Source organism: Rhodobacter sp. P1_C2, from assembly GCF_056406375.1.
Genome location: NZ_JBFUAG010000001.1, coordinates 368,472 through 379,412, shown reverse-complemented (window position 1 = coordinate 379,412; position 10,941 = coordinate 368,472). Strand labels below are relative to the sequence as shown.

Genomic DNA, 10,941 nt, shown 5'->3' with positions numbered 1-10,941 from the left:
GAGCCGGTTGGCCGCAGGCCAGAGGCGAGATCAAGGCACTGCGCCGCAGGCGCGCCTTTGGATCACAGCCGGGGCAGGCGCGCCGGGCGGGAGGCTTCAGCCTTCGGTGCAGCTCCAGCCCGCCGCAGCGCGTTTCAGCTCGGTCAGGAAGCTTTGCACCTTCAAGGTGCGGTGCAGATCGACATGGGTGACGATCCACAGGGCCGAGCCCCAGTCGGGCGACGGCGGCAGGATCTCGACCAGATCGGCATCGCCCTGCGCCTCGCGCCAGGACAGGAACCCCATCCCGAGACCCGCCCGCACCGCAACGCCATTGGCCTCGGGCTCGCTGATCCGGTAGGTGATCGCCTCCGCCGGGACATTCTCACGCAGCCAGCGGTTGAAGGGGGCGCGGTTGTCGGGGTCCACCGGGCCGATGAAGCGGTGGCGGGCGAAATCCTGCGGGCCTTCCGGCCGGCCATGGGCCGCGACATAGGCCTGCGAGGCGTAAAGCGCCGTCTGGATCTGCACCAGCGGCTGGACGACATAATCGGGGTCCTCCGGCGCCGCCCCGGCGCGGATCGCCACATGCGCCTCGCCGTAATCCAGCCGGAACAGCCGCATGTCGGAATAGAACCGGATCGAGACGCCGGGGTAATCCTGCTGGAACCGGGCAAAGACCGGGGTCAGGATATGCGCGATGCCGGAGATCGAGGTGACGACCAGCTCGCCCGTCACCGTCTCGCCCTGGCCCTTGATCCGGCTGACCAGTTGGCCGAACTGTTCCTCGGTCCGCTGCGCCGTGGTCAGCAGATCACGCCCCGCCTCGGTCGCCGCATAGCCGCGCGCGTGACGCTGGAACAGCTTGGTGCCAAGCCGCTTTTCCAGCGCGTCGATATGGCGGATCACCGTGGCGTGGTGCACGCCCAGCACCTCTGCCGCCCCCGACACCGTGCCCAGACGGGCCACCTGATAGGCGGTGCGAATCTCATCCCAGGTATCAACCATCATTTCTGTGCATTCCTGAACAGCTGCCCTGCCATTTGGCCCAACAGCGCGCAGGGGAGCAAGGGGCTTTGTCCAGGCCACCCGCGCCTTGCAACCCGGTTCCGGCATTGCGAAACGCAGGGCCTCTGTCCTAGATGGCGGCAATCGGGAGGCTCAATGCGCAAAGTCGGAAGTTCAAGAGTGGTCCGGGTGGCAATGGCGCTGGTGATGCTTGCCGCCGGGCTTGCGGTGCTGACCGGCTTTGACCGGATGGGTCACCGCTTTGTCGTGCTGGGCGTCTCACCCTGGATGCGCTATCCGGCGGGACTTGTGCAGATCGCTGCCGCTGTCTTGCTGGTGGTGCCGGGGCGCATCGGCTACGGCGCGGCGCTGAGTCTGCTTGCCGGGCTTGCCGCCACGCTGGCCCATCTTTCGGTGCTGGGCTGGGACAGCGCCCCGCCTGCGATGGCCGTGGCAGGGCTGGCCGGGCTGATCCTGTGGCAGAACAAGGCCGATCTGACGCGCTGACCCCTTGCCTTCTTGACTCCGCGCCCGGCTGCGCCTATCAGCCGCTCTAATTCCCCGGAGGCCCATGCTTCCGGTCCCTTGGCTTTTGCCGGGATCGCCATCCGTCAGCGCGTTGCGCCCACGGGTGCCGTACCCTATTTTGCCAAAGGAACCCCGTCGCCGCCCCGTCAAGGGCATTGTCTTAGGAGAGCGCCATGTTTGAAAGCCTGTCAGAACGCCTTGGTGGCGTCTTCGACCGTCTGACCAAGGCGGGCGCCCTGACCGAGGCGGATGTCGACGCCGCCCTGCGCGAGGTGCGCACCGCCCTCCTGGAGGCCGACGTCTCGCTCGCCGTGGCGCGCGACTTCATCAAGGCCGTCCGCGTCCGTGCCACGGGCCAGGCCGTCACCAAGTCGGTCACCCCGGGCCAGCAGGTCGTCAAGATCGTCCATGACGAGCTGATCGCGGTTCTGGCCGGCGACGGTGCCGCCGATGCCCTGAAGATCGACAACCCGCCTTCGACCATCCTGATGGTCGGTCTGCAAGGCTCGGGGAAAACCACCACCACGGCGAAGCTCGCCAAGCGGCTGAAAGAGCGCAACAACAAGCGCATCCTGCTCGCCTCGCTCGACACCAACCGACCGGCGGCGATGGAGCAGCTGGCGATCCTGGCCGGACAGATCGGCGTCGACAGCCTGCCGATCGTGAAGGGCGAGGCCGCGGTGCAGATCGCCAAGCGCGCCAAGACGCAAGCCGCGATGGGCGGCTATGACGTGCTGTTCCTCGATACCGCCGGCCGTCTGCACATCGACGAAGTGCTGATGGACGAAATCCAGGCCGTCCGCGACATCGCCGACCCGCGCGAGACGCTGCTGGTCGTCGATGGTCTGACCGGGCAGGACGCGGTCAACGTGGCCACCGAGTTCAACGACAAGGTCGGGATCTCTGGCGTCGTTCTGACCCGGATGGACGGCGACGGGCGCGGCGGTGCGGCCTTGTCGATGCGGGCCGTCACCGGCAAGCCGATCCGCTTTGTCGGTCTGGGCGAGAAGATGGATGCGCTCGAAACCTTCGACCCCGAACGGGTCGCGGGCCGCATCCTCGGCATGGGCGACATCGTGGCCCTGGTCGAGAAAGCGCGCGAGACCTTCGAGGCCGAGCAATCCGAACGCATGGCCCGCCGCTTCCAGAAGGGTCTGTTCAACATGAACGACCTCAGGATGCAGCTGGAACAGATGCTGAAGATGGGCGGCATGCAGTCAATCATGGGGATGCTGCCTGGCATGGGCGGCATGGCCAAGGCGGCCGAGAAGGCCGGGTTCGACGACAAGATGCTCAAACGCCAGATCGCGCTGATCCAGTCGATGACGAAGAAAGAGCGCGCCAATCCCGACATGCTGCAGGCCAGCCGCAAGAAGCGCATCGCCGCGGGCGCCGGCCTCGAGGTTTCAGAGCTGAACAAGCTTCTGAAGCAGCACAAGCAGATGGCCGAGATGATGAAGAAGATGGGCAAGGGCGGCATGATGAAGCAGGCCATCGCCCAGATGATGGGCAAGGGTGGCGGCGCCGCTGCCGGCATGCCGGACCTCAAGAACATGGACCCCGCCCAGCTGGAAGCCGCCGCCAAGGCGATGAAATCCGGCATGGGTGGCCTCGGCGGCCTGCCGCGCGGGCTTGGCGGCATGTCCGGCCTGCCCTCTGGGCTTTCGGGGATGTTCAAGAAGAAATGATCACCCGCCCGCAGCATATTGCCTATGCCTCAGCGCCTGTCCTTCGGACAGAGCGTCTGACGCTGCGCATGCCGCGGTTCGAGGATTTCGCCTATCGTCTTGCCTTCTACGCCACCGCGCGGTCCGAGTTCGAGGATGGCCCCTTTGACGAAGCCACCGCCTGGCGCATCTTCGCCTCCGAGGTCGGGCAATGGCCGTTGATGGGCTTTGGCCCCTTCTCGATGGATGACACTGCCACCGGCGCCTATCTGGGCGAGGTCGGCATTTACCAGCCCGCAGGCTACCCCGAACCCGAGCTTGGCTGGTTTGTCACCGAGGCGGCCGAGGGCAAGGGCTTCGCTGCAGAAGGCGCGCGCGCCGTCATGGTCTGGGCGCAACGGACTTTCGGCTGGGACCACCTCGACAATTACATCGACCCGCGCAACACGCGCTCCATCGCCCTTGGCCTGCGTCTGGGCGGGGTGCAGGTTGACGCGCCGGGCGCGGACCCGACCGATGTGGTGATCCGCCACGACCTGAGGGTTCTGGCATGACCGGCGCCTCCCCCAGACTCGAGACCGAACGTCTGGTCCTGCGCCTGCCACAGGACAGCGACCGTGCCGCCTGCGCGCAGTTCTGGGCCTCGGATCGTTCGCACATGATGGGCGGGCCCCTGACGGCGGAACAAACCGCAGCCGAATTCGACGATCTGCTGGCGCAATGGCGCAAACATGGTTTCAGCCTGTTCGTCGTCACGCTGAAAGGCAGCGATGAGGCGGTAGGCCTCGTCGGCCCCTTCTTCCCCGACGATTATTTCGAACCCGAACTGGGCTGGAGCCTGTGGGACGCCAGCCTGGAAGGCAAGGGCATCGCTTACGAGGCCGCAGTGGCGGCGCGCGACTGGTTCTTCGCCAATTCGGGCTACAGAACGGCGGTCAGCTATACCGATGTCGCAAACCACCGCTCGCACCGCCTGTGCGAAAGGCTGGGCGCGGTCGTCGACCCCGAGGCCCGCTCGCCCTATCCGCCGCCCGAACGCATCTACCGCCACCATGCCGTGCAGGAGCAACCGATGACCGACGCCACACTCCGCGCCGCCGAGGTGCTGAAAGACCACCGCGCCTCGATCGACCGGCTCGATGCGATCCTGGTCTATACCCTGGCCGAAAGGTTCAAGCACACGCAAGCCGTGGGTCGGCTCAAGGCCGAACACGCGCTGCCGCCGTCCGACCCCAAGCGCGAGGCGCGCCAGATCGAACGGCTGGAGCGTCTGTCCGCCGAGGCCGACCTCGACCCCGAATTTGCCAAGAAATTCCTGACCTTCATCATTTCCGAAGTCATCAGGCATCACGAGAAGTTCCAGAAATAACCCAACCCGTAGGATGGGCAATCTGCCCATCTTCGCCCACGACATCCCAAGGAGAAACACGATGTCCATGAAAATCCGTCTCGCCCGTGGCGGTTCCAAGAAGCGCCCGCACTATTCGATCGTCGCCTCCGACTCGCGCATGCCGCGCGACGGTCGCTTCCTCGAAAAGCTCGGCACCTATGACCCGATGCTGGCGAAAGACAACGAAAACCGCATCAAGATGGACCTCGACAAGATCAAGGCCTGGCTCGCCAAGGGCGCCCAGCCGACCGACCGCGTCGCCCGCTTCCTCGAAGCTGCCGGCGTCCTGCCGAAGACCGTCCGCAATAACCCCAAGTCGGCCGTCCCCGGCAAGGCCATGGCCGAGCGCGCCAAGAAGAAGGCCGCTGCTGCCGAAGCTCCGGCTGCCGAGTAATCCTTGCGATGCAAGGCACATACACCGCCGAGTTTCGTGCGGAGTTGCAGGACCTGATGCTGTGGCGGCGCGACGTGCGCCGCTTCCGCACCGATCCGGTGGAGGCAGCGGTCCTGGATCGCTGCCTTCACGCCTTTTGTCTGGCCCCTTCGGTGGGCCTCTCCGAACCCTGGCGCATCCTGCGGGTCGAAAGCCCCGAGGCGCGCGCCGCGGCCACGATGAATTTCGCTGCAGCCAATGCTGCGGCCCTGTCCGGCTATGGCGGCGAAAAGGCCAGGCTTTACGCCGGGCTGAAACTGTCGGGCATGCGCGAGGCCCCGGTGCATCTGGCGGTCTTTTGCGATGACAGTTCCGACAAGGGCTCGGGCCTTGGCGCTGGAACCATGCCGGAAACCCGCGCCTATTCGGTGGTGGGGGCGATCACGCTGATGTGGCTCGCCGCCCGGGCCGAGGGGCTTGGCCTCGGCTGGGTCTCGATCCTCGATCCCGATCAGCTGGCGCGCGATCTTGCGGTGCCCAGGGGCTGGTCGCTGATCGGCTACCTCTGCCTCGGCTGGCCCGAGACCATTGACACGACGCCCGAACTGGAAAAGCTCGGCTGGGAAACCCGCGCCTCACATCTGATCATGGAAAGCCGTTGAGATGACCGAACCTGCCCCTGACCGCGTCTGTGTCGGTGCGATTGCCGGTGCTTTCGGTGTGCAAGGCGAGGTGCGGCTGAAAAGCTTCTGCACCGATCCCGAAGACATCGCGTCCTATGGCCCGCTCTGGTCCGAGGATGGCACCCGCCAGTTCAAGCTGAAGCTGACCCGCCCGGTGGCGGGCGGTCTGGGCGCGCGCCTGTCCGGCATCACCACCAAGGAAGAGGCCGATGCGCTAAAGGGCGTCACCCTCTATGTCGACCGCAAGCGCCTGCCGCGCCTGCCCGATGACGAGTTCTACCATGCCGACCTGATCGGGCTCGAGGTCCGCGACCCCGGCGGCAAGCTGCTGGGCAAGGTCCGCGCCGTCCACAACCACGGCGCCGGCGACCTGCTGGAGATTTCGGGCGCGGGCTCGGACCTGCTGTTGCCCTTCACCCTCGCCGTGATCCCGACCGTGGATCTTGCCGCCGGCCGCATCGTCGCCGACCCGCCGGAAGGGCTGGACTAAGCCCGGCCTCATGCCGCAGACTCCCAAGCGTGGCACAAGCCGCGTGGGAGGCGCCCCGTGACCGACCGTTTCCGCCTGTTCCAGGCCACGATGGCCCTTCTCTACCTTGGCCCCCTGCTGTCCGGCCTCTCGCTGCAGGGATGGGACAAGGTGCCGCTCTTCACCGCGATCTTCGTGCTGTGGAGCGTGATCCTGCGCCCGCATCTCTGGCCATCCCGGCCCGGCGACATCGCCCGCCCCGAGGCCGTGGTCGCGCTGCTGGCGCTGGTCGCCACGCAGATCCTGCTGGTGTCCTTGGGCTTCACGCTCGGCCGTGGCATCGGCCGCCTGCTGGGACTGGAGGGGCTGCTGCCCGAATACCTGCCCGCCGCCCTGTCCTTCCTCTCGGTGCCCCTGGCCCGCATGGTCTGGAACCCCGACCAGACCGAGACGGTGACCGGCCTTGAGGCGCAACCGCTGGGCCCCGCCGAAGCCCAGATCCCCGCCCCGCAGGATCCGGCGCAAAAGCGGCTGGCCCAGCTTCTCGCCCTGCCCGACGATGCGCGCGAGGCCGAGGTTCAGGCCCGGCTCGCCGCCATCGGGCAAGACCCCCTGACCCTCCGCCGCGCGCTGGAGGCGATCCCCCATCCCTCGCGCGCCGGGCTGATGGCGCTGATCCTCCATGCCACCGACCCCGATGTGGCCGAGCCCCTGTCGGGCAGCGCCTATCCCGCGCAGGTCTTTGCCCGGCTCGGCCAGGATGCCGGGCTTCTCGCCCTTTTCGCCGCCCGCTGCGCCCGCCTGCTGCAGGCGGCGCCACAGCTCGCCGCCGACTGTCCCCCTGCCGCAGCACTCACCGAGGCCGCCGCCACAGCACAGGAGGCTGGCGCTGCCCTGACCCAACTGGCCGCCCTCTTGCCCGAAACCGCGCCAGCCCCACAGGAGCCCGACGCCTGATCCACGCCCGGCGCTTGCCAATCCGCCCCCGATCGGCCAATCAGGTCGCAATCCATCGGAGGGTCTCATGCGCAAGGTTCTGGTCACCGGCACCGCAGGTTTCATCGGCTTCCACCTCGCCCGCCTGCTGCTGGCCGAAGGCTTCCAGGTCCACGGCTATGACGGTATGTCGGATTACTACGACGTCCGCCTGAAACAGCGCCGCCACCAGATCCTGCTGCAGAACCCCCACTTCTCCGCCACCGAGGCGCTGCTCGAGGACCGCGACACGCTCGATGCCGTCTCCGACGCCTTCCAGCCCCAGGTCATCGTCCACCTCGCCGCCCAGGCCGGGGTGCGCTACTCGCTCGACAACCCGCGCGCCTATCTCGATGCCAATGTGATCGGCACCTTCAACGTGATGGAGGTGGCGCGGCGGCTGAAGGTCGAACATCTGATGATGGCCTCGACCTCCTCGGTCTATGGCGCCAACGAGGCGATGCCGTTTTCCGAGAATGACAAGGCCGATACCCAGCTGACCATCTATGCCGCGACCAAGAAGGCGACGGAGTCGATGGGCCATGCCTATGCGCATCTCTGGCATATCCCGACCACGATGTTCCGTTTCTTCACCGTCTATGGCCCCTGGGGCCGCCCGGACATGGCGCTCTACAAGTTCGTCGACGCGATCCTGCACGACCGCCCGATCGACATCTACAACCACGGCGAGATGTACCGCGATTTCACCTATGTCACCGACCTCGTGCGCGGCATCCGCCTGCTGATCGACGCAGCCCCACCGATGCCCGGCACCGCTGAGCCGATCCAAGGCGACAGCCTTTCGCTCGCCGCCCCCTGGCGCGTGGTCAACATCGGCAATTCCGACAAGGTCAAGCTGCTGGATTTCGTCGATGCGATCGAGGAGGCCACCGGCCGCAAGGCCCAGCGCAATTACATGGACATGCAGAAAGGCGACGTCCACGCCACCTGGGCCGACGCGAGCCTCTTGCGCAGCCTCACAGGCTATGCCCCGCAAACCGACGTGAAAGACGGAATCGCCGCCTTCGTGGCCTGGTACCGCGAATACTACGGCGTCTGACCGCGTCACCCCGCGCTCCAGAGGGCCGCGCCCGACCTCGGAGGGCGCACCAAGGCCGCCCTGAATTGCCCTATACCCAACCGGCACACCAGAGGGCCGCACCCGACCCCGTGTGGGCACGCCAAGGCCACCCTGAAGTGCCCTTTACCCAACCAGCACAGCGGAGGGCCGCACCCGACCTCGGGTGGGCGCGCCAAGGCTGGTTCTAGGCACTTTATGGTTCAAACACTTCCCCCGAAGTTCTGCTGGCAACCGTTGCAAACGCGCCCTCCCGGGGGGAGGTCGGGCGCGGCCCGGCGGCGCTTCGCGCCTTGATTCCGGGCAAGGGGAAAATCACGGCAGTGGATTGGGTGGCTGGTGGTAACTGGGCACCGGTGCAACTCAGATACCCTGAAGCGAGGCATAAACCGTCTCCCGACTGGCAAAATCAGGCGACCGCCGTGCATCTCGCGATCATTGCGCGCCGTCGCTCGCAGCGGCGAATGGCGCATGTCCGCGCACCCGCCGTATGCCCTCCGAGGAAATCCGGCAAAGCCACCTGACATGGCCGCTCCAATCCGCGTAGAGATTGGGCTCCACCTTCCCCTCAGCAGTCAGAAACTCCGGTTCTCCCCCCGGCGAGGGATCGTCCATGAAAATCCGCACGCTCATGCCCTCACGGAACGTCACGACCTCCCCGTCCGAACTTTTGCGTTCGTCGGATTGGGATAGCAGGACCAAGTCCGCCTCAACCATTTCGTTGAAATCCACGTAAAAGGCGGGCGTCGCGTCCATATGTTTAGCATCTTCCAACGGCCCCCTACTCCTCCCGCCCCTCCCCCAACCGATCCCGCTCATACCCCTTCACCCCCGCAAACACCGGCAACCAGCCCTCGCGCCTTACGGTCCACAGCTCATAAGTCGGCTTGAACCGGTCCACCTCGTCCAGCGCCCCCAGATTCACCCCGATCTCGTCCCCGAACTGCCCATAGACCGGCGAGCCGCAGGTGGGGCAGAAGTAGCGGCCGTGGTACTCGCGCACCTCGCCCGTCACCGTCACCGCCGTCTCGGGAAAGATCGCCGAGGCGTGGAACAGGGCGCCGTGGTTCTTGCGGCAGTCCAGACAATGGCAGATCCCCACACGGTAGGGTCGCCCCTCCGCCACGAAGCGCACCCCGCCGCAGAGACAGCCTCCCGTCACCTGATCCGGCACCTGATCCATCGCCGCCTCCCTCACATCTTGCGGAACCGCCCGCCATAGCCGAGGCCCTTGACCCCTGACGGGAAGGCCCCCTCGTCCAGAAAGCGCTGATGGCAGCGCGCCAGCGCCCTGGGGTCCAGCGTCACCCCTAGGCCCGGCCCTTCCGGCACCCGCAGCATACCCGATTTCGGCACCATTGGCCCGCCTTCGATCACATCATCGGCGTACCAGCGCAGCAGGGTCTGGCTCGCCCCCCGCAAGGCCTCCACCGCGGCAGAGACCTGAAGATAGGCGGCCGAGGCCACCCCCGTCTCGCCCGAATGAAAGCGGAAACCGACGCCGAAGGCCTCCGCCGCCTTGATGAACGCCACGGTGGCAGCGATCCCGCCCAACTCGTTGAGGTTGGTGACAATCGCATCCGGGCTGCCGAGTTCCACCGCCTTGCGCAAATCGATCCGATGGCTGGAAAAGCTGATATCGGTCAGCGGGCGCAGCGCCGCCATTTCCTCATAGCTTTCGCAGGGCTCCTCGAACCAGCTGATCCCGAAGGGCGAAAAGGCGCGCAGGGCAAGGCGGGCGGTGGGCAGGGTATAGCCGCCATTGGCATCGATCCGGATCTCGCGCGCGCCGATCGCCGCGCGGATCTCGCGCAGCATCTCGACCTCTTCGGCCATGCCGACGGTGGCGACCTTGCCCTCGAAAATCTCGGCGCCATGCGCCTCGACCATCGCGGCGCAGTAGCGGGCGATCTCGACCGGGGTCGCCTCGCCAGGGTCGATCCCCGGCAGGCGGTAGCTGAAATATTCGGTCAGGGCGATGTCATCGCGCACCGCACCGCCCAGAAGCAGGCTGAGCGGCACGCCCTCGGTCTTGCCGCGGGCATCCCACATCGCCATCTCGATCCCGCCAAAGACCCGGCGGGCACCCGCGACATTGCCCCAGGGCGTATAGGCCATGCCCGGCACCAGCAGCCCCTCGGCGGTGGAGATGGCGCGGATATCCAGCCCGATCAGCCTTTCGCCCGCCGCCATCACTTCGGCGGCACGGTTGCCATCGGCGCATTCGCCAAGACCCACCACGCCATCCGAGGTTTCAAGCTCGATCACCGTCTTGGTGACCTGCGCGGTCGATCCATAGGAAAAGCGATAGGGCGCCCGGAACGGGATATTGACCGGCGTGGCCTTGATCGAACGGATCTTCACGGCGCCACCATGAAGTCCTGCAGCTTGGCCCGCATCTCCCCGGGCCAGGGTTGCGCGCCGAAGACGCCCGCCACCTCCTGCGCCCAGACCAGCGTCGCCGTGGCGGTCAACCGGTGCTGGCCCGCGCAAGCCGCCACAATCTCGACCGTCAGCGAGGAGGAGCCCAGCCGCAGCACCTCCAGCGTCACCTCCAGCACATCGCCGAGGCGTGAGGGCGCGCGGAAGTCGGTCTCGATCCGCACCGTCGGCACCCCGGCCTTTTCGGCCATCATCGCGGCATAGGGCCGGCCCACCACCTCGCGGAAGAAGTTTTCGCAGATGTGGTTGGTCATCTCGAAATAGCGCGGGTAAAAGACGATGCCCGCCGGGTCGCAATGGTTGAACTCGATCGGAAAGCGGCGATGGTACAGCATGGCGGAACTCCTTC

14 protein-coding genes and 1 pseudogene are annotated in these 10,941 nt (G+C 66.5%); 10 read left to right on the top strand and 5 right to left on the bottom strand.

What is annotated here, in order from left to right:
* Window positions 1-96: 96 nt before the first annotated feature.
* Entirely contained in the window at window positions 97-990 is an 894-nt protein-coding gene (locus AC1DZT_RS01870; protein ID WP_478004884.1) for a LysR family transcriptional regulator, read from the bottom strand.
* Window positions 991-1,143: 153 nt separating this feature from the next.
* Here AC1DZT_RS01870 and AC1DZT_RS01865 point away from each other — a divergent pair, with 153 nt between their 5' ends.
* The 10 genes and pseudogenes from AC1DZT_RS01865 (at window position 1,144) to AC1DZT_RS01820 (ending at window position 8,132) form a co-directional block, all read left to right on the top strand.
* Window positions 1,144-1,494, top strand: coding sequence for a DoxX family protein (locus tag AC1DZT_RS01865; protein WP_478004883.1), 351 nt, complete (start codon window positions 1,144-1,146; stop codon window positions 1,492-1,494).
* Window positions 1,495-1,688: 194 nt separating this feature from the next.
* On the top strand, window positions 1,689-3,203 hold the full coding sequence (gene ffh / locus AC1DZT_RS01860; RefSeq protein ID WP_478004882.1) for a signal recognition particle protein: 1,515 nt from the start codon (window positions 1,689-1,691) through the stop codon (window positions 3,201-3,203).
* A complete protein-coding gene (locus tag AC1DZT_RS01855; RefSeq protein ID WP_478004881.1) occupies window positions 3,200-3,736 on the top strand; it encodes a GNAT family N-acetyltransferase in 537 nt (178 codons plus the stop codon). Before ffh ends, AC1DZT_RS01855 begins: the two co-directional genes overlap by 4 nt.
* Window positions 3,733-4,164 (top strand): annotated as a pseudogene (locus tag AC1DZT_RS01850) (GNAT family N-acetyltransferase); the annotation flags it as partial. The gene AC1DZT_RS01855 and the pseudogene AC1DZT_RS01850, both read left to right, overlap by 4 nt.
* A 90-nt stretch (window positions 4,165-4,254) precedes the next feature.
* The gene (locus tag AC1DZT_RS01845; protein WP_478005078.1) at window positions 4,255-4,551 is read left to right on the top strand and encodes a chorismate mutase; all 297 of its coding nucleotides are present in this window, start codon (window positions 4,255-4,257) and stop codon (window positions 4,549-4,551) included.
* Between the two features lie 61 nt (window positions 4,552-4,612).
* Window positions 4,613-4,966 (top strand): 30S ribosomal protein S16, encoded by a 354-nt coding sequence (rpsP, locus tag AC1DZT_RS01840; RefSeq protein ID WP_478004880.1) that lies wholly within the window; start codon window positions 4,613-4,615, stop codon window positions 4,964-4,966.
* A gap of 8 nt (window positions 4,967-4,974) precedes the next feature.
* Entirely contained in the window at window positions 4,975-5,607 is a 633-nt protein-coding gene (gene bluB, locus AC1DZT_RS01835; RefSeq protein ID WP_478004879.1) for a 5,6-dimethylbenzimidazole synthase, read from the top strand.
* 1 nt (window position 5,608) lies between these two features.
* On the top strand, window positions 5,609-6,118 hold the full coding sequence (gene rimM, locus AC1DZT_RS01830) for a ribosome maturation factor RimM (RefSeq protein WP_478004878.1): 510 nt from the start codon (window positions 5,609-5,611) through the stop codon (window positions 6,116-6,118).
* Window positions 6,119-6,175: 57 nt separating this feature from the next.
* A complete protein-coding gene (locus AC1DZT_RS01825; protein ID WP_478004877.1) occupies window positions 6,176-7,054 on the top strand; it encodes a hypothetical protein in 879 nt (292 codons plus the stop codon).
* A 67-nt stretch (window positions 7,055-7,121) separates the two neighbouring features.
* A complete protein-coding gene (locus AC1DZT_RS01820) occupies window positions 7,122-8,132 on the top strand; it encodes a GDP-mannose 4,6-dehydratase (RefSeq protein WP_478004876.1) in 1,011 nt (336 codons plus the stop codon).
* Window positions 8,133-8,585: 453 nt separating this feature from the next.
* On the opposite strand, the gene AC1DZT_RS01815 is transcribed toward AC1DZT_RS01820, so the two are convergent.
* From AC1DZT_RS01815 to AC1DZT_RS01800, 4 genes are read right to left on the bottom strand one after another with little or no spacing between them, the layout of a single operon-like run.
* The gene (locus tag AC1DZT_RS01815) at window positions 8,586-8,906 is read right to left on the bottom strand and encodes a hypothetical protein (protein ID WP_478004875.1); all 321 of its coding nucleotides are present in this window, start codon (window positions 8,904-8,906) and stop codon (window positions 8,586-8,588) included.
* Window positions 8,907-8,931: 25 nt separating this feature from the next.
* Window positions 8,932-9,333: a GFA family protein gene (locus tag AC1DZT_RS01810; protein WP_478004874.1), complete on the bottom strand. Its 402-nt coding sequence runs from the start codon at window positions 9,331-9,333 to the stop codon at window positions 8,932-8,934.
* An 11-nt stretch (window positions 9,334-9,344) separates the two neighbouring features.
* Window positions 9,345-10,514: a mandelate racemase/muconate lactonizing enzyme family protein gene (locus tag AC1DZT_RS01805; protein WP_478004873.1), complete on the bottom strand. Its 1,170-nt coding sequence runs from the start codon at window positions 10,512-10,514 to the stop codon at window positions 9,345-9,347.
* Window positions 10,511-10,927, bottom strand: coding sequence for an acyl-CoA thioesterase (locus AC1DZT_RS01800; RefSeq protein WP_478004872.1), 417 nt, complete (start codon window positions 10,925-10,927; stop codon window positions 10,511-10,513). Before AC1DZT_RS01800 ends, AC1DZT_RS01805 begins: the two co-directional genes overlap by 4 nt.
* Window positions 10,928-10,941: the final 14 nt, after the last annotated feature.

Coding starts and splice junctions, on each gene's coding strand:
- bluB (WP_478004879.1), top strand. CDS start 4,975: ATGCAAGGCACATACACCGCCGAGTTTCGTGCGGAGTTGCAGGACCTG.
- AC1DZT_RS01845 (WP_478005078.1), top strand. CDS start 4,255: ATGACCGACGCCACACTCCGCGCCGCCGAGGTGCTGAAAGACCACCGC.
- AC1DZT_RS01870 (WP_478004884.1), bottom strand. CDS start 990: ATGATGGTTGATACCTGGGATGAGATTCGCACCGCCTATCAGGTGGCC.
- AC1DZT_RS01855 (WP_478004881.1), top strand. CDS start 3,200: ATGATCACCCGCCCGCAGCATATTGCCTATGCCTCAGCGCCTGTCCTT.
- AC1DZT_RS01810 (WP_478004874.1), bottom strand. CDS start 9,333: ATGGATCAGGTGCCGGATCAGGTGACGGGAGGCTGTCTCTGCGGCGGG.
- AC1DZT_RS01820 (WP_478004876.1), top strand. CDS start 7,122: ATGCGCAAGGTTCTGGTCACCGGCACCGCAGGTTTCATCGGCTTCCAC.
- AC1DZT_RS01815 (WP_478004875.1), bottom strand. CDS start 8,906: ATGGACGCGACGCCCGCCTTTTACGTGGATTTCAACGAAATGGTTGAG.
- AC1DZT_RS01865 (WP_478004883.1), top strand. CDS start 1,144: ATGCGCAAAGTCGGAAGTTCAAGAGTGGTCCGGGTGGCAATGGCGCTG.
- AC1DZT_RS01800 (WP_478004872.1), bottom strand. CDS start 10,927: ATGCTGTACCATCGCCGCTTTCCGATCGAGTTCAACCATTGCGACCCG.
- rimM (WP_478004878.1), top strand. CDS start 5,609: ATGACCGAACCTGCCCCTGACCGCGTCTGTGTCGGTGCGATTGCCGGT.
- rpsP (WP_478004880.1), top strand. CDS start 4,613: ATGTCCATGAAAATCCGTCTCGCCCGTGGCGGTTCCAAGAAGCGCCCG.
- ffh (WP_478004882.1), top strand. CDS start 1,689: ATGTTTGAAAGCCTGTCAGAACGCCTTGGTGGCGTCTTCGACCGTCTG.